Origin of the sequence: Sphingomonas sp. ERG5, assembly GCF_000803065.1 — a bacterium.
In the GTDB taxonomy this organism is placed as follows: Bacteria; Pseudomonadota; Alphaproteobacteria; order Sphingomonadales; family Sphingomonadaceae; genus Sphingomonas.
Map to the genome: position 1 here is coordinate 1 of NZ_JSXI01000024.1, position 17,859 is coordinate 17,859.

15 protein-coding genes are annotated in these 17,859 nt (G+C 62.3%); 4 read left to right on the forward strand and 11 right to left on the reverse strand.

Annotation, left to right across the window (positions count from 1 at the left end):
- Positions 1–89: 89 nt before the first annotated feature.
- A complete protein-coding gene (locus OO12_RS08605) occupies positions 90–920 on the reverse strand; it encodes a TonB-dependent receptor (protein WP_034158276.1) in 831 nt (276 codons plus the stop codon).
- A gap of 157 nt (positions 921–1,077) precedes the next feature.
- Positions 1,078–2,127, reverse strand: a complete 1,050-nt coding sequence (locus OO12_RS08610) for a LacI family DNA-binding transcriptional regulator (protein ID WP_034158277.1) — start codon at positions 2,125–2,127, stop codon at positions 1,078–1,080.
- Positions 2,128–2,334: 207 nt separating this feature from the next.
- On the opposite strand from OO12_RS08610, the gene OO12_RS08615 reads away from it, so the two are divergent.
- Complete coding sequence (locus OO12_RS08615; protein ID WP_034158505.1) at positions 2,335–3,264, forward strand: formylglycine-generating enzyme family protein; 930 nt, start codon at positions 2,335–2,337, stop codon at positions 3,262–3,264.
- A 177-nt stretch (positions 3,265–3,441) separates the two neighbouring features.
- On the opposite strand, the gene OO12_RS08620 is transcribed toward OO12_RS08615, so the two are convergent.
- Positions 3,442–3,963: a MarR family winged helix-turn-helix transcriptional regulator gene (locus OO12_RS08620; RefSeq protein WP_052215681.1), complete on the reverse strand. Its 522-nt coding sequence runs from the start codon at positions 3,961–3,963 to the stop codon at positions 3,442–3,444.
- Between the two features lie 85 nt (positions 3,964–4,048).
- Here OO12_RS08620 and OO12_RS08625 point away from each other — a divergent pair, with 85 nt between their 5' ends.
- Together OO12_RS08625 and mazG are read left to right on the forward strand one after the other, a co-directional pair.
- Complete coding sequence (locus tag OO12_RS08625; RefSeq protein WP_034158278.1) at positions 4,049–5,581, forward strand: alpha/beta hydrolase; 1,533 nt, start codon at positions 4,049–4,051, stop codon at positions 5,579–5,581.
- A 112-nt stretch (positions 5,582–5,693) separates the two neighbouring features.
- Positions 5,694–6,431 carry a nucleoside triphosphate pyrophosphohydrolase gene (gene mazG / locus OO12_RS08630; RefSeq protein ID WP_034158279.1) on the forward strand — a complete coding sequence of 246 codons (738 nt, stop codon included), beginning with the start codon at positions 5,694–5,696 and terminating at the stop codon, positions 6,429–6,431.
- Here the strand turns inward: mazG and hflX are convergent.
- The 8 genes from hflX to OO12_RS08670 form a co-directional block, all read right to left on the reverse strand.
- Positions 6,412–7,704 (reverse strand): GTPase HflX, encoded by a 1,293-nt coding sequence (hflX, locus tag OO12_RS08635; protein ID WP_034158280.1) that lies wholly within the window; start codon positions 7,702–7,704, stop codon positions 6,412–6,414. The two genes, mazG and hflX, sit on opposite strands and share 20 nt — an antisense overlap.
- Complete coding sequence (gene hfq / locus OO12_RS08640; protein WP_268747914.1) at positions 7,701–8,252, reverse strand: RNA chaperone Hfq; 552 nt, start codon at positions 8,250–8,252, stop codon at positions 7,701–7,703. Before hfq ends, hflX begins: the two co-directional genes overlap by 4 nt.
- Before the next feature lie 141 nt (positions 8,253–8,393).
- Positions 8,394–9,764, reverse strand: coding sequence for a nitrogen assimilation response regulator NtrX (gene ntrX / locus OO12_RS08645; protein ID WP_034158282.1), 1,371 nt, complete (start codon positions 9,762–9,764; stop codon positions 8,394–8,396).
- 2 nt (positions 9,765–9,766) lie between these two features.
- Positions 9,767–11,986: a sensor histidine kinase gene (locus OO12_RS08650; RefSeq protein ID WP_034158283.1), complete on the reverse strand. Its 2,220-nt coding sequence runs from the start codon at positions 11,984–11,986 to the stop codon at positions 9,767–9,769.
- 52 nt (positions 11,987–12,038) lie between these two features.
- The gene (ntrC, locus tag OO12_RS08655; RefSeq protein WP_034158284.1) at positions 12,039–13,490 is read right to left on the reverse strand and encodes a nitrogen regulation protein NR(I); all 1,452 of its coding nucleotides are present in this window, start codon (positions 13,488–13,490) and stop codon (positions 12,039–12,041) included.
- On the reverse strand, positions 13,487–14,572 hold the full coding sequence (locus tag OO12_RS08660; RefSeq protein WP_034158285.1) for a two-component system sensor histidine kinase NtrB: 1,086 nt from the start codon (positions 14,570–14,572) through the stop codon (positions 13,487–13,489). Before OO12_RS08660 ends, ntrC begins: the two co-directional genes overlap by 4 nt.
- Positions 14,573–14,576: 4 nt before the next feature.
- The gene (gene dusB / locus OO12_RS08665; protein ID WP_034158286.1) at positions 14,577–15,590 is read right to left on the reverse strand and encodes a tRNA dihydrouridine synthase DusB; all 1,014 of its coding nucleotides are present in this window, start codon (positions 15,588–15,590) and stop codon (positions 14,577–14,579) included.
- A 121-nt stretch (positions 15,591–15,711) separates the two neighbouring features.
- On the reverse strand, positions 15,712–16,374 hold the full coding sequence (locus tag OO12_RS08670) for a GntR family transcriptional regulator (RefSeq protein WP_052215682.1): 663 nt from the start codon (positions 16,372–16,374) through the stop codon (positions 15,712–15,714).
- A gap of 126 nt (positions 16,375–16,500) precedes the next feature.
- On the opposite strand from OO12_RS08670, the gene OO12_RS08675 reads away from it, so the two are divergent.
- On the forward strand, positions 16,501–17,841 hold the full coding sequence (locus tag OO12_RS08675; protein ID WP_200887424.1) for an MFS transporter: 1,341 nt from the start codon (positions 16,501–16,503) through the stop codon (positions 17,839–17,841).
- The last annotated feature ends 18 nt before the right edge of the window (positions 17,842–17,859 follow it).

Genomic DNA, 17,859 nt, shown 5'->3' on the forward strand with positions numbered 1-17,859 from the left:
CGCTCGTGATCGACCACCATACGCACCGCGCGCTCGCGCACTTCCGGCGCAAACTTGTTCGTCGTCTTGCTCATACAGGCTCCACCTTCTCAGGAGTTGGAGCCTCCGGCAAACCCGGCGCGGTTCATTGAGACACAGCAGTTGCGATTACTCTCGCCATAGTCGCCGATCACATAAATGGAGGTAGCATCGTTCGGTTCGAACAGGAATTTTCCGCGAACGCCCCAGTTGTTGGTGTTGTTGAGTTTCTGGCCGTTAAAGGTGTTGGTGATGATGCCGTCCGCCGTGGAACGGAATCCCGAAAGACGAAACGCCGCGCGGCCCTTGTCGAGCACGAGCGACCCCGTTCCTTTCAATCGAACGTCATTGAAGCTGCCATAGCTCGCCGAGGCTTCGAGGCTTGTGTCGTACAGGCTCGGCTTTTCCGTGACGACATTGAGCGCTCCGGCCGAAGAGTTCTTGCCAAAGAGAGTTCCCTGCGGCCCGCGCAGCACCTCGATGCGCTCAATATCGTTGAAATCGAAAAAGGACGCCGCGGAGCGGCCGATGACGACTCCATCGATCACAGTCGAAACCGAAGGTTCGACGCCATCGGAGAAATTGAGCGTGCCGATACCGCGGATCGAAAGGCCCTGCCCTCGCGTGTTGGCACTGTTGGTGAAGCCGATCGATGGAGATACCTGTGACAATTGCTCCAACCCGTTAACCCGATTGTCGGAAAGCGCCGAAGCCGAAAGCACTGAGACGGAAACCGGGACTTTCTGGAGATTCTGCTCTCGCTTCTGCGCCGTCACGACAATGTCGTCGTTTGCAGCGTTCGCATCTCCCTGGGGTTGCCCGTCCTGCGCTTGAGCGACCGCCGATACGGACATCGCGATTGCGGCGGTGCACAGCCAAAGCCCTTTGCGACGATAGTTCATTCTGATCCTCCCCCAGATGTCCTCCAATCGTCGCCTCGCATAACTCCAGGGCTTAATCCCTTTGACTCCGAGTCGAGACAACGTTGTCCCGATCACCTAAAGAAGTGCGGAGCGAGCGTCAATATTGAGCAATCAAATGAGTCGGTGACCGCTCGACCTACTTGCCGGGCGCGCGCGCAAGCGTTTGACGAAACGTAATTTCATAGGGGACGGTCACCAGCTGATTCCAGTCCTCGCCAGCCTGCCCCCCGTGTGCGATGAGTTTCTGGCCGGCGATGCGGGCAATCTCAATGGTTGGCTGGCTGACCGTTGTAATACGCGGCAAGGTATGTTCCGCAATGGCCAGGCCGCCAAATCCCACCAGCGACAATTCATCCGGGACAGCGATGCCGTAATCGACCGCTGCTGCCAGAACGCCCGCCGCCATCTCATCATTCGCCGCGAAGATGGCGGTCGGACGCTCCGACAGACGCAGAAGCTCCCTGCCCTTTTCCAGCCCCGAACTGAACAGGAAATTGCCTTGACGCACGTCGACGGTGACACCAGCAACATTGGCGACAGCTTCCAGCAAGCCGGTTTTTCGCTGACGTTGGGCGGCATGATCCTCCGGCCCGTCGATAAAGCCGATCCGCCGGTGTCCATGAGACAAGATTGCCTCACCCACTTCGCGCGCGGCGCTTCGGTTGTCGATGACCAGACACAGCGCCCGCTCCAGATTCAGGCCTGGATTGATCCGCGCGAACGGCAGACCCCGGTTTTCCAGCACATCGAGAATCCAGCCGATGTCGCACAATGGAGGAACAAGAATGACCCCATCCAACTGCACCATGTCGAGAAATCGTTCCAGTACGGCCGGGTCAGCAGTTGGTGCGACGCTCTCAATCACAAGATGATATTCGGCCGCGTGACACGCCTGCAGCAAGCCAAGGATGACATCCGCAGCATAGCTTGGCATGCGGCGATCAGGCTCCGGCACCCCGTCAATCCGTGCCTGCGATCCAATAATGAAACCCAGTGCATGGGCTTTTCCGCCCCGAAGCAGACGAGCGGCCCGATTAGGCGTATAACCGAGCTCGCGCATCGCCGCCTCCACCTTGGAGCGTAACGCCTCGGCCACGGTGGGAGCCCCGTTAACCACCCGAGAAACGGTCTTGAACGATACGCCAGCGTGCTTTGCGATATCGATGATCGTGACTGACCGCTTCAAAAAGCCTCCCTTTGCCGTGGCAGTTGAGCTAACCAGCTGCGACGATAGACAGTGCCAGGTGCAAATCAAACCGCATTGGTAAAGCGTTCAGGCTCGTTGAACCGACACTGCCCAGACCGTGCCGGCTATTCTGCCGGAGGCAGTGAAGCGGACATGGGGAATAAGGAACGTGACCGACCAATGACTTCCGCCAAAACGCTTGCCGGAATGCGTTTCATTCCGGGTGGCACCTTTATCATGGGGTCGAACAATTTCTATCCCGAAGAAGCACCGCTCCGCAACGTGCGGGTCGATCCCTTCTGGATCGATGCCGCCCCGGTCACGAACGGCGACTTCTGCCGCTTCGTCGCAGCGACGGGCCATGTTACCGAAGCGGAAATGACACCCGATCCTGCGGATTATCCCGGGATGTCGCCCGGTATGGATCGTCCCGGCTCGCTTGTCTTTAGAAAGAGTTCCGGACCCGTTGACCTCAGCGACCCGAGCAATTGGTGGCGTTTCGAATTCGGCGCCGACTGGCGTCACCCGCTCGGCCCGGAAAGCTCGATCGAGGGAAGCGAAGATCATCCCGTCGTCCATTTGGCCTATGCCGATGCTGAGGCTTATGCCCATTGGGCCGGCAAGGCGCTGCCGACCGAGGCGGAATGGGAATATGCCGCGCGCGGCGGGCTCGAAAGTGCCGAATATGCGTGGGGAGACGAACTCGCCCCAAGTGGGGCGATGCTTGCCAATTATTGGCAGGGTTTGTTTCCTTATGCCAACCAATGCCTCGACGGCTGGGAAGGAACATCGCCGGTGGGTAGCTTTCCTGCCAATGGCTTTGGTCTATACGACATGATCGGCAATGTTTGGGAATGGACGCAGGACTGGTGGTCCGCGCCTGCGGCACGCGCGAAGAAGGCCAGACAATCCTGCTGCATGACTAGCAATTCGCAGGAAAAATATCGTTCGCGCAGTTACGATCCCGAACAGCCCGGAATCCGTATTGGCCGCAAAGTACTGAAAGGCGGATCCCATCTATGCGCCGCCAACTATTGCCAGCGCTATCGCCCCGCCGCACGGCATCCGGAAACGGTCGATAGCTCCACGAACCATATCGGGTTTCGCTGCCTGGTTCGAGAACCTATCCTGACCTAGAGACTATGCGGCGGTGGCGTCATAGAGCCAGATCGAAACGTTGCATTCGACCAGAAGGTCTCATTTCAAAGATACAGAAAACTGTCTCTTTTCAAAATTGGTTTAACAGATTGAACTGACCGTACGAAGACACCGGCCAAGATATTGCCCTCTTTCACATCCTTCAACGCGTAGTCATCACAATTGCAGGCGCAGCTTGCGCAACAGCCCAGCGAGCTCGGCGCATTCATTCTCGCTGAGACCGGAGACAGACTGTTTAGCCTGTTCAAAGCGCAGAGCGATCGCCCCATCGATCAGCCTGACGCCTTTGGCGGTAAGCTCGGCACTCAGCGAACGCCGGTCGCTGGTCCCGTGGCTACGCTCGATCAGCCCGCGTGCTTCCAGGCGGTTGAGACACGCGGTCATCGCGCCGGAGGTCAGCAGTACCGATTGCAACAATGTGGTCGGCGACAGTCGGTAAGGTGCGCCTGAGCGCCGAAGCGTGGCGAGCACATCCAGTTCGGTGTAGCTGAGCCCGACCGCGTGCAAGGATTTGCTCACCTCGCTTTCCAGCAAATGCCCCAGATGCAGCACGCGACCGACCACCGCCATCGCCGAGGCATCCAGATCCGGGCGCTCGCGACGCCAGTCCAGAAGCAGTTGATCGACGATGTCGCCGCTTGGGTCGCCCCCCTCTCGGCCTATTGAATCTTCTGGCATCGATATAGTATCTCAATATCAAGTATCTTGACATAAAGGTATCTTAATGGAACCCTGCACGCAATCCCCGAACAAAGGTGCGTGCATGCGATCGATCCTTACACTGGCTTTCCGGCGCTGTGTGCTGCTGTCGCTGATCTTCACAGCGCCCGCGTTCGCCGCGCCGCCGCACCGGGCCGGTGAGATCGTCGTTGAACATAACACGACCCGGAATGAGGCTGGAGCGGTCGTTCATTACGAGATCGGCACCTTGTACGTCCGTGAGAATCGCAAAAATGCCGACAGCAGGATCATTGGCGTCGGGTTCGCGCGCATCAAAGCGCCCCACCCCACCGGCGCGCCGCCAATATTCTGGCTACCCGGCGGCCCTGGGCTGAGCGTATTGGGCGCCTTTACCGACACGGACAATGCCGCCAAAGGCCGGCTGCGATCCTGGCTTGCCTTCGGGACCACCGCCGACCTCGTCATTATCGAGCAGCGCGGCTATACCCGTGGCGGTGAAATGCTCGAAGCGATGGGTGAGGCCTCCCCGCTCGACCAACCCGCTTCGCTACGCGCCGAAGCGCTGGCGATGCGCGAACTGGCGAAAAGGGCGGTCGCGGAAAACCCTGACAAGGATCTGTCCGGCTACAATATTGCCGAGTTCGCCGCCGATGTGGACGATCTTCGCGGTGCATTGGGCTATGATCAGATCAGCCTGTTTGGCGGCAGCTTCGGCTCGCAATGGAGCCTGGCCGTCATGCACTTCTATCCCCGGACCATTGCGCGCGCCGTGCTCTCCGGAGTCGAGCCATTGAATAATGGCTATGATCTGCCGTCACATGTGTTCGCGGCGCTGCAGCGCATCGCCTATGACGCCGATCGCGACGCCGCGCTCGCGCCCTATCTTCCCACGGGCGGCATGATGCAGGCGGTGCAGGCGCTTCGCCACCGCTTAGCCGCGCGGCCAGTGCGAGCAGTGATCCACGATGAATCGGGCAGAAGCCGGACAATCGTCCTGGGACTTGGTGACCTTCAACTCGCCCTGCTTTCACACACGCAGGAAGCCGAGCAATGGCCGGCGTTCATCCTGTCGCTCTATCACGGTCATTACGAAAGTTGGGCGCAAGAGGTCGCCGAGGCGCGCGAGGCCGGTAAGGTCAAGCTGATCGGCCCCCTGGCAGATTCGAGCCTGGGCGTCACCGCAGCCCGAGAACATCAATTGCGGTCCGATCCAGCGCTGGATTTTCTCGGCAACTGGAATTTCGAAGCGAACATCGCTTCGGCGCCCGACTGGCCCACCCCGGACATGGGCGATGACGTCAGAATGCCGGTCGAAAGCAGCATTCCCGTCGTCTTCGTGCATGGCGATTGGGACACCTCGACACCGGTCGAGAACACGCTGGGCCTGTTGCCTTATTATCCCAACGGCCATGCGATCCTGGTCCATCGTGGCGGCCATGACGGAACCTTCTATCAGTTGCGCGAAGATCCGATCGCAAAACAGGCAGTCTATGACTTTCTGAAAACAGGAAAAATGACCGGCCTTCCGGTCGCGATCAGCCTGCCCGCACCGCGCTTCGCCATCCCGTCCTTCGCGCCGCCGGCTGGTGGCGGAAAAGGGCGAGCTCCGCATTGATCGCGCCCTGCGCGTTGCACGGATGGCAGCATTGCTGCTACGCGAAAGGGTGGCTTTCAAATCAGATAGAGCGTCCGCGAGCGAGGCCATCGCTTTCCCCGGGGGAACGGCTATGGACCGCCTCGTGGCGATCATGGCACGCCTTCGCGATCCTGCCACGGGGTGCGAATGGGATTGCGCGCAGGATTTCGCGACGATCGCTCCCTATACGATCGAGGAAGCCTATGAGGTCGCCGATGCGATCGCGCGTGGCGACATGGCCGATCTAAAGGACGAACTCGGCGATTTGCTGCTCCAGGTCATCTTCCACAGTCGCATGGCGGAGGAGGCCGGCCTGTTCGCGCTGGACGATGTCGCGACCGCGATCAGCGACAAGATGGAACGTCGCCATCCCCATATCTTTGGCGGCGCGGCCGAGGGTGGCCATTACCTATGGGAAAAGATCAAGGCCGAGGAACGCGCCGCAAAGGGTGAGGCGAGCACGCTTGACGGCGTGGCGATCGGCCTGCCTGCCCTTCTTCGCGCCGAGAAACTGCAGAAACGCGCGGCGCGCACCGGCTTCGATTGGCCCGATGCGGACGGTCCACGTGCGAAGGTGATCGAAGAGATTGCCGAGATCGATGCGGCGGGCGTCGATCAGCGTGAAGAAGAAGTGGGCGACCTGCTCTTTTCCGTGGTCAATTGGGCCCGGCATCTCGGCGTCGATCCCGAAACCGCGTTGCGCGTGGCCAATGCCAAGTTCGAGGCGCGCTTCAAGGCCATGGAAGCAGAAGCGGGCGAAGGATTCTCCGGCCTGAATCTCGATGCCAAGGAAGCATTGTGGCAGGCGGTCAAGCGCCGCGCTGGCTGAACCGATCATAATCGCGCGGCGACATGCGCACTTCATAGGTCGCCTGGTCATTCTCGACGTCCTGACCAAGCACCTCGCCATGCGCGTGCAGCCAGGCGGCGCCGGCACCATCAGCTGAATCGAGCGTGATGCTGTAGCGGCGATGATTCTGCGTCAGCATCGCGGCCATGGTCTGGATCAGATCATCGACCCCTTCCCCGCTCAGCGCCGAAATCGCCACGACATCCGCGCGTCGTTCCGCTTCGCCGATCAACTCCGTGCGCTCGTCATGGTCGAGCAGATCGAGCTTGTTCCACGCCTCGAGCCGCGGCGTTTCCAGCGCCACGCCAATATCCTGCAGCACTGCTTCGACATCAGCGCGCTGCGCGGCGGTATCGGGATGCGCGATGTCGCGGACATGGATCAGCACATCGGCCGAAATGACTTCCTCAAGCGTTGCCTTGAACGCCGCGACGAGCTGAGTCGGCAGTTCGGAGACGAAGCCAACCGTGTCGGACAGGATCGCCTTGTCGAGCCCCGGCAAGCTGATTTGCCGCAGCGTCGGGTCGAGCGTCGCGAACAACAAATCCTCCGCCATGACGTCAGCACCAGTCAAGCGATTGAAAAGTGTTGACTTTCCGGCGTTGGTATAGCCGACTAGCGCGATCACCGGCCAAGGTGCACGCTGGCGCCGTTCGCGGTGCAAGCCACGCGTGCGGCTGACCTGTTCGAGTTCGCGCTTCAACCGCGCCATGCGGTCGCGGATCAGGCGCCTGTCGGCTTCGATCTGAGTTTCACCCGGGCCGCCGAGAAAGCCGAAGCCACCGCGCTGACGTTCAAGGTGAGTCCAGCTGCGCACCAGCCGGCCGGCCTGATAATCGAGATGCGCGAGTTCGACCTGCAATCGTCCCTCGGCGGTCGCGGCGCGTTCACCGAAGATTTCGAGGATCAGCCCGGTACGGTCGATGACCTTGGCGCCGAGTTCCTTTTCGAGATTGCGCTGCTGCACCGGCGTCAGCGACGCGTCGAAAACGACAAGTTCCGCTTCCTCCATCCGCACCACGGCGGCGAGCATCTCGACTTGCCCGCTGCCGAGCAAGGTCGAAGGGCGTGCGCCACGCACCCGGTAGGAGATCTTTTCCGTGACGACGACGCCGATCGCCTCGGCGAGACCGGCAGTCTCCTCCAGGCGTGCAGCTACATCGCGTGAGGAGGCACCATGTTCGGGAAACACGACAACGGCACGGGCACCACGCGAAAATTCATCGCGATCACGTTCGAAACCTGTGGTCAACCTTCGTCGCTATCCGCTGTTTCATCAGCCAAATTCAGCGGATTCGCCGGCTGGATGGTGGATACGGCATGCTTGTAGACCAGTTGCGACATGCCGTCGCGCTGCAGCAGCATGCAGAACAGGTCGAACGCCGCGATCTGTCCCTGCAACATGACGCCATTGACCAGGAACATGGTCACATTGTCGTCCGACTTGCGCACGGCGTTGAGGAATATCTCCTGCAACAGGGGGGCGCGCTTCTGCGCCTCACCCACCGCATTGACGATCGCCGCGACATCGACGGTACCGGAGGGCATGATGGTCGAAATGGCATGTTTGTAGATCAGCTGCGACTGGCCGTCCCGGCGCAGCAGCACCGAAAAATTATCGAACCAGGTAACGATACCCTGCAGTTTCACACCCTTGACGAGAAACATCGTCACCGGTGTCTTCGAGCGGCGCAGGGCATTGAGGAACAGGTCCTGAAGGGAGGTTTGCTTGTCGGCCATCGGTCGATCCTTTGTTCTTGGCGGGTTTTCCCGCTGTGCGCCGGTTCCCGGCGTCGGAATGGGCGCTATCGGGCGCTTATTGCTAATCTAGGGATGCGACAGTCTCGCGTCTACTGTCTGTTAGCATGGGATAATCGGTGGCGGACCGCCAGGGTGCCCAAAGTGGTTCGCGCCGGCCGCATCCGTGCGCCGCCGCTTTCCCTATTCGTCGCGCGTTTCGGTAATCCCGAGCAGCTTCAATTTTCGATGCAATGCCGACCGCTCCATGCCGATGAAGTGGGCGGTGCGCGAGATATTGCCCGAGAAACGCCGAATCTGGACGCGCAGATATTCGCGTTCGAACGTCTCTCGCGCCTCACGCAGGGGGGATCCCATGATCGCGTTGGTACCACCCATATCGCCCGGCTCACCCAGCACTTCGGCGGGAAGCAAGTCGAGATCGATTCGTCCGATCCGGTCGCCCGGTGCGAGAATGACCGTGCGCTCGACCACATTGCGCAACTGTCGGACATTGCCCGGCCATTCATAGGATTGCAGCGCGACCATCGCGTCGGGCGCGATCTCCGGCGTCGGCACGCGGCGTTCCGAAGCGTAATGCGCCATGAAATGATTGACCAATGCGGGAATATCCTCGCGCCTTTCGCTCAGACCGGGGATCAGCACCGGCACCACGTTGAGGCGGTAATAGAGATCCTCGCGGAAGCGTCCCTCGGCGATTTCGGACATCAGGTCGCGCGATGTCGCCGACACGACACGCACATCGACCTTGACGATGCGCTGCCCGCCAACACGCGTGAAGCTCTGATCGGTCAGCACACGCAGAATCCGTGCCTGAGTCGCGATCGGCATGTCGGCGATCTCGTCGAGGAACAAGGTGCCGCCATGTGCCTGTTCAAGCAGCCCGGGGCGAACGATGCCGCCGCTTTCCTCGGCGCCGAACAATTCCTCCTCGACGCGTTCCGGGGTCATGCGCGCCGCGCTGACGATCACGAACGGCGCGTCGGCGCGCTGACTCCAGCCGTGAAGCAGACGCGCGGCGACTTCCTTGCCGACGCCAGCCGCGCCCATCACCAGCACACGGCTGCCGGTTGACGCGACGCGCTTCAGTGTGGCGCGGACGCCGTTGATCGCGGTCGAACTGCCGGTGAGGTCATTGTCGCGACCAGCGCTGGCGCGCAGCGAGGCGACTTCGCGGCGCAGGCGTTCGGTCTCGGTCGCACGCGCAACCATCAGCAGCAAGCGCTCGGCCTCGAACGGTTTTTCGATGAAATCGGCGGCGCCGCGGCGGATCGCAGCGACAGCGGTGTCGAGATTGCCATGGCCCGAGATGACCAGCACCGGAATCGACGGGTCGCGCCGCTTCAATTCGTCGAGCAATTCCAGCCCGTCGAGCCGCGATCCCTGCAGCCAGACATCGAGCAGCACCAGCGACGGGCGCCGCGCCGCGATCGCCTCCAGCGCGGCGTCGCTGTCGGCGGCGCTGCGGGTTTCATAACCTTCGTCTTCGAGCACGCCCGAGACGAGTTCGCGAATGTCGCGTTCGTCGTCGACGATGAGGATATCGAGTGCCATGGTCAGGTCCGATTTCGTGTGAGTTCGGTGGGGCGACGATCGTCGCTGTCGACGACGGCAGCATCCGCACCGCTGCCGGCATCCATCGCCGAAAGTGCGGCGGTGTCGAAAGTCATGACAACGAGAGTCCCCCCGCCCTCGCGGTCGCCGAACGAGATGGTGCCGCAATGTTCCTCGACGATCTTCTTCACAATCGCGAGGCCGAGACCGGTGCCGCGGGCGCGTGTCGTCATATAGGGTTCGACAATCCGATCGCGCGCGGCGGGCAGGCCGACGCCATTGTCGGACACGGTGATACGGACGGTACGCGCCGTGTTGCGGCTGACCGTCATGGCGACCTCACCAGCGCCCTCCCCATCGATCGCCTCGATCGCCTCGACCGCGTTCTTGACGATATTGGTCAGTGCCTGGCCGATCTGACGACGATCGCAGACCAGTTCGAGCCCGGGATCGTCATTGGTCATGGCGAAGCGGATGGCCGGATGGGCAACCTCATGGAGGAACAATGTCTGCTTGGCGATGTCACCGATCACCTCGTTGCGAAACAGCGGCTTTGGCATGCGCGCGAAGGAGGAGAATTCATCGACCATGCGGCGCAGATCGCCGACCTGGCGAATGATCGTCTCGGTCAGGCGCGCAAAGGTGCCGTCGTCGCTGGCGATCTGTTTGCCATAACGGCGCTGCAGCCGCTCGGCGGCAAGCTGGATCGGGGTCAGCGGGTTCTTGATCTCATGCGCGATACGGCGCGCGACGTCGGACCAGGCGGCGCGGCGCTGATCGAGCAATTGCTGCGTGATGTCGTCGAAGGTCAGGATCGGCCCATCCTCCGAGCGCGCGATCTTCACCGCCAGCGTCTTGGCGTCACCGCCGGCATCGATCTCGACGATGGCATCGCGCGCATCGCTCTCGATCAATGTGGCGAGTTCGGGCGAGATATCGCCAAGCGGGCGGCCGACCGGGTTGCTGTCGCCGATATTGAGGAATTCGACCGCGGAGCGGTTGATCAACCGGATCGTGCCGTCGCCGGCAATCGAGACCACGCCGGCGGAAACGCCCGACATCACTGCCTCGATCAGCGCGCGGCGACTTTCCAGCGCTCCGGTCTGTTCCTCAAGACGTCCAGTCATCTGATTGAAGGCGTTGGCAAGTGTGCCAACCTCATCCTCGGTCTTCGGCGCGGGCACGCGCGCGGTGAGGTCACCATCGCTGACCCGACGCGCGGCGGCAACCAGTTCTCCTACCGGCCGCACCAGCCGGTCGGCGACCGCGAGTGCGATCCACACCGCGATCCCGACGATCAGCAGCGAAATGCCCAGCAGCGCCGCATTGAAGCGCAATTGCAGCGCACGCGACCGCGACTGCAGCACGTGATAATCGGCAAGGATGGCGTCGCCACGCTTGAGCTGTGCCGCCAGCTGTTCGTCGAACACTTTGGCGGTGTAGAGATAGGCGTGGCTACCATAGTCCAGCGCGACAACGGCGCCGGCGCGATCCTTGTTCTGCACTGTCACGAAGGGCGCGCCGTGATCGATATCGTCCATCATCTGCGTGGTGACGATATTCTCCAGGGGGCGGCCATAGGGATTGAGGACAGCCAGCGGATCCTTGTCATTGCGCCGCAGGATCATCGCTTCGGACAATTCGCGGTTAAAGGTCTGCAGGAACAGTTGGTCGCCGAACTTCGGGTCGTCGATCCGCCAATGACGCAAGTCGCGAGCCAGATCCCCGCTCATCGCCCTGGTCTGATCGGCCACGCGACCCAACTCGCGCTGGTAATTCTCGCGCACCAGGGCGCTGGCATTCTCCAACATGCCGCGCGCACGATCGGACGACCAGAACTCGACGCCATATTGGAACAGCAGCGACGCGAAAATTACCACAAGCAAGGTGGGGACCGCGGCAACCACCGAGAACATCGCCACGAGTTGCACATGGAGCCGCCCACGTCCGCCAAGCGGCGATCGAGCGGCGCGCCGCATCGCGACTCGCCGGCCGAGCAGCACCATCAGGGCGATACCCGGGAGCAGATTCGCGACCAGCAGCAGAGCGATGATGGTGGGGGTCAGCGACCGCTGCGGCGCCTCGCCACCTGTGACCACGAAGTAAGTGGTCACCGCGATCGCAATCGCGCCACCGAGCACCAGCAGCTCGACAAACGGTGTGACACTGAACCGTCGGCCCTGTGTTTTGGTTCTGATCGTAGGTGCCAATTCGGCGTTCATCGTGTCTTATCTACAACGACACCGTTGCAAATAGAACACAGAATCGAACGGGTCAGCCCGCATCCGCCTCGGTCGAACGCCCCGCCGCCGGGTCGATGCCCAGCATATCGAGACGCTTTCTCAGTGTATTGCGGTTGATTCCCAGTGCGCGCGCGGCGCGCAACTGGTTCTGGCCATGGCGGGCAAGCATGGCTTCGATCAGGGGGCGTTCGACCTCGCCGATGATGCGATCGTACAACGATCCGTCGTCGAGCGTCGCGGGTTCCTCGCGTGCCATGCGTTCGAGTCGCGCACGAACCGCGGCTTCGATCCCGGGATCGCTTTCGAAGACCGTCGGCGCGGCCGCCCGGGCGCCGAGCATCGCCCTCACCTCATCCGCGTCGATTCGCTCGTCACGGCTGAGCACCGCCATGCGGCGCATGATATTCTCGAGCTCGCGGACATTACCCGGCCAGTCGTAATTCTCCAGCGCAACGATCGCGGCTGGCGCGAGTTGCTTGCGCGGCAGGCCGCTTTCCGCCGCCCGGTCGAGGAAATGACGCGCGAGCAGGGCGACGTCTTGACGTCGTGCGCGCAACGCCGGCAGCGTGACCGGCACGACATTGAGGCGGTAGAACAGATCCTCACGGAACTGCCCGCCACTGACGAGTTGCGCGAGATCGCGATTGGTCGCGGCGACAATGCGCACATCGGCGCGGATCGTTCGGGCTCCACCCACCGTGGTAAACTCGCCTGACTGAAGCACCCGAAGCAGCCGGGTCTGCGCTTCCATCGGCATGTCGCCGATCTCATCGAGGAACAATGTACCACCAGCGGCCTGTTCGAACCGGCCAGCCGACCGCGCCTGCGCGCCAGTGAAAGCGCCGCGTTCATGACCGAACAATTCTGCCTCGATCAGCTCGCGTGGGATCGCCGCCATGTTGATCGCGATGAAGGGTGAGCGGCGGCGCGTGCCCAGATCATGAATCGCGCGCGCGACCAGTTCCTTGCCGGTGCCGGATTCGCCCGAGATCAACACGGTGAGGTCGTTCGACACCACGCGCGCGATTACGCGATAGACATCCTGCATCGCCGGGGAGCGGCCGATCAGCGGCAGGGTATTGTCGTCCTTGTCGATAGCGTCGAGGGGCGCGCCCTTGTGGCGGGCGAGCGCGCCCTGCACTGCGCGCGACAAGGCATCGAGATCGAATGGCTTGGGCAGATAGTCATACGCACCCACCTCGTTCGCACGAACCGCGGTGTTCAGCGTATTCTGCGCCGACAGCACGATGACGGGAAGAGTCGGGTGTTCGGCAGTCAACCGCGCGACACGGTCCAGCCCATTGCCGTCGGGCAGAACGACATCGGAAATCACCACATCGGGCAAGCGGATCGCTAGTTGCACATCGAGCTCGGCCAGCGTGGCGGCCGTGGTCACGGCATGCCCCGCCCGGCGCAGCGACTGCGCTACCACGGTACGGATCGCGGCATCGTCATCGACGACCAGGATGGTGCCGTTCTTCATGACGATCCTCTCGGCAACAGGATGCGGAAGACGGTCGCTTCAGGCATCCCTTCACGGGCATATTGGATGATGCCGCCCATATCACGCACCAGCTTGTCGACCAGAGCGAGGCCAAGCCCCTGCCCCTCCGGTTTGCCCGAGATGAACGGGTCGAACAGATGTTCGGCGATATCGGCCGGCGCACCGGGGCCATTGTCGATCACGCAGATCTCGATCGGCAGCGGCTGGCGCGGACGGCCCGGGGCGGCGCTGACCGCCATACCGTGGCGATAGGCGGTGGCGAGCGTGATGCGCGCATCGGCCTGCTGCGCCATTGCCTCGGACGCGTTCTTGAGCAGGTTGAGAATTACCTGGAGCATCGCGTCGCGATCGACCAGAGCCGGCGGCAGCGAGGGATCGAAGCGCTCGTCGATGGTGACGTCACGCGCAAAGCCGGCCAGTGCGACGCGCCGCGCATGGTCGAGTAGCGGATAGATATTCTCCGGTGCCGGGTTGAGCGGTCGCGTGTCGGTGAAGTCCTGCATGCGGTCGATCAGCGCGGCGATGCGGTCGACCTCGGTCGTGATCAGTGTGGTGAGTTCGTCCGCCCCCTCCCCGCCGGTCGCAAGCAATTGCGCCGCACCACGAATGCCCGAGAGCGGATTCTTGATTTCGTGCGCGAGCATCGCCGCCGCACCGACCGCGGCGCGTGCGGCGGAAGCGCGATCAGCGCTATTCCCCATACGGCGCGAGGCCGCGGCATGGTGAAGCGTGATGATGCGCCAGCCGGGATGATCGGCGACAGGAGCTTCGATGAAGTCTACCCGCATGCGGCCACCGCGCGCGGTGTCGATTTCGGTATCGAACGCGGCAAAGCCATGACTGTCGCGGCCATTATCGTCGCGCGGCGATTGCAGCACCGCGTCGACCGGCTGGCCGATCATTGCGCGTTCGGAAAGATTGAGCAGCGTTTCGCACTCGGCATTGGCGTGCGCGATGCACCCCGCCGGGTCGACCGTCAGCACGGCCACCGGTAGCGCCGCGAAGAGATGCGCGAACTCCGGACCGGGCCCCATACCCGATGGGGCGTCCGGCACCGTCATGACGTCACGCCGCGACCGCTTCCGGCGCCTGGTCCCGCCAGGGCGCGTAGAATTCGGCGAGCATGGCCTGCACTGTCTTCGGATCGGCGATCTGGTTGACGCGGTTGCGGAACTCGGCCGAACCGTGCAGCCCACGCGTGTACCAGCCGATATGTTTCCGCGCCATATTGACGCCGGTTTCGATGCCATAATGCGCGAGCATTTCATCATAATGCTCTGCAATAACGTCATATTGTTCCGAAACGCTTGGGTCGGGAAGGCGCTGGCCGCTGGCGAACCATTCCATAACCTGGGCAAGCAGCCAGGGCCGGCCATAAGCGCCGCGCCCGATCATGATGCCATCGGCGCCGGATTGTTCCAGCGCGGCCTCTGCATCCTCGATCGAGCAAATATCGCCATTGGCGATCACCGGCACCCCGACCGCATCCTTCACCCGACGGATGAAAGCCCAGTCAGCATTGCCCTTGTACATCTGGTTGCGGGTTCGACCGTGCACGGTGATCAGCTTGACGCCAAGATCCTCGGCAATGCGCGACAATTCGGGCGCATTGAGGCTATCGTGACACCAACCCATGCGCATCTTGAGCGTGACCGGCACGCTGACCGCATCGACCACGCCGCGGATGATCGCCCCGGCATTGTCGAGATCGCGCATCAGCGCTGACCCGGCATCGCCATTGGTCACCTTGCGGACCGGGCAGCCCATATTGATGTCGACGATCGCCGCGCCGCGATCCTCGCTGAGCTTGGCCGCTTCGCCCATCTCATAGGGCGTGCAGCCGACCAGTTGCATCGACACCGGATCCTCGATCGGATCCCAGGCCGCTTTTTGCAGCGACTGGCGTGTTTCGCGGATCGCGGCCTGGCTCGCGACCATTTCGGTCACGTTGAGGCCTGAGCCATAGCGGCGCACGAGCTTGCGGAACGGCATATCGGTCACGCCGGTCATCGGCGCGAGCACGACGGGGCGTTCGATCCGGACGGGCCCGATCTGGATGGGGGACAAGGTATTTTTCATGGAGTGCCTGAAAAACGGGCAGTACGCGAGATGCCCCTAAATGGCAAGCCGAGCCGTCAGGCAAGTGGATCACGGATTGCGTGCCTGTTCCTGTAATTTCGAAACAAGGGCCGCAGGCCCATCAGGCATAGCGTTCCGCCACCTTGGACTTCTGCAGCTTCTGCAGCGCGGAATAGACTTCAGACAGCATCGCGCGGACCATGTGCTCGGCGGCGACAGGATCGCGGCTGATGATGATGTCGAGGAGGTCGAGATGCGCGGTGACGATGTCCGCCATCGCGCCTTCGCTCGCGACATGCGTGTGAAACAGCCAGCCTGAGCGACGATAGAGTGTCTGTAGCGGCATCAGCGTATTGCCCAGCATCATCTCACCCGAAGCCGCCAGGATCACCGCATTCAACTGGCTGTCGACGACGTTGAACTCGGCCAGCGTCATCCCATCGCGACCTGCGCGCAACGCCTCGGCCGCGGCCGAAAGTTGCTCGATATGGTCGGCGTCAGCGCGTTGCGCGGCCAATTTGCAGGCGATCGCCTCCATTTCGATCCGCACCGGCAGAAGCAACCGCTCCTCTTCCAGATCAAGCGGCGCGATACGCAATCCCGATCGCGGCTGAACATGGATGAGCCGCGCTGTCGACAGCCGCTTGACCGCGTCATGGACCGGCGTGCGCCCGAACCCGGACAGCCGTTCGAGTTCGCCCAGCGTCGTCCGCGCGCCGGGTTGCAGATCAGTCGTGACAATCAGTGATTCCAGCCGGTCGAAAGCCTGCTGTGACAAACTCATATTCGGCAACGCTGATCCCGATCCCCCTGCCGCCCCGGTCGCGTGGGCTGGTTATGAACCTGTTGTGGCCCATCCGGGCTTTACAGCCAAGCAGCGAGCATCTAGTTCAATCTGAAATTTCAGATAATGACGATGGTAGCGGGAGAGTTGGGGGACATGGCAACGGTGACGCTGGTCACGCAGAAACCGGCAGGCCGGCGGCGCTGGATGATCGCGGTGCTGCTCGGCGTCGGCGTGATCGTCAACTATTTCGACCGCGTGATCCTGACCGTTGCGGCCCCCGCAATTCAGAGTGATTTCGGCTTCGACAGCCTGACAATCGGACTGTTGCTCGGCGCATTCGGCTGGACCTATGGGTCGCTGCAGATCCCGGTCGGGCTGCTGCTCGATCGGTTCGGCGTTCGTCGGGTGATGACGATCAGCATCGTGCTATGGGCGCTCGCCTCGTTCGTCACCAGCGCGGCGATCGGCGTTGGCAGCCTGTTCGTCGCCCGGCTGCTGCTCGGCGTCGCCGAGGCTCCCGCTTTTCCCGCCAACGCCAAGGCGATCGGTTACTGGTTCCCGCGCGCCGAGCGCAGTTTCGCGACCGCCCTGTTCGATGCCGCAGCCAAATTCTCCAACGTCATCGCCATCCCCGTGGTGGCTTTACTGGTCGTTTCGCTGGGTTGGCGGGGCGCGTTCATCGCCACCGGTTTCCTGTCGCTGCTCTATTTCTTCCTGTTCCGCCGCCTGTACCGCGAACCTGCCGAGGATACTCGGCTAAGCGCGGAGGAACGCGCCTACATCATTGCAGGCGGCGCGACGGCCGAAGGGCTGGCGCACACTGGCGGGTTGTCCCTGCTCGGTTATCTGCTGCGGCGGCGCAAGGTCTGGGGACTGAGCATCGGCTTTGCCTGCTACGGCTACGCCTTCGCGTTCTTCATCTTCTGGCTGCCCGGCTATCTGGTGCAGGAGATGAAGATGGACCTGCTCTCATCCGCGGGTTTCACCATCGTTCCATGGATGTGCGCGACCGCGTCCGACCTGCTCGTCGGCGGCTGGTTGATCGACCATCTCGTCGGGCGTGGCTGGAACGAGACGCGGGTGCGCAAGTCGATCATCGTGTCAGGTATGGTGACTGGCCTGTCGGTTGTCGGTGCGGGGCTGACGCACGATCCCTATTGGGCGATCGCCTGGATCACGCTGTCGCTGAGCGGCCTGGCCGCCGCTGCACCGGCGAGTTGGTCACTGCCGTCGCTGATCGCGCCACGCGGCGGCGCCGGAACGATCGGCGGCATCATGAACTTCATGAACAGCATCACCGGGATCGCCGCGCCCGCGGCAACCGGCTTCATCGTCGCCACGACGCACTCGTTCAGCGGCGCGTTTCTGCTCGCCGGCGCGGTGCTCGCCATCGGCATCTTCTTCTTTACCGTCGTCATGGGAAACGTCGCGCCGATCCCTGAACCGACCCTCCATACCGTCTGATTCCAGGATCCGTAGAGT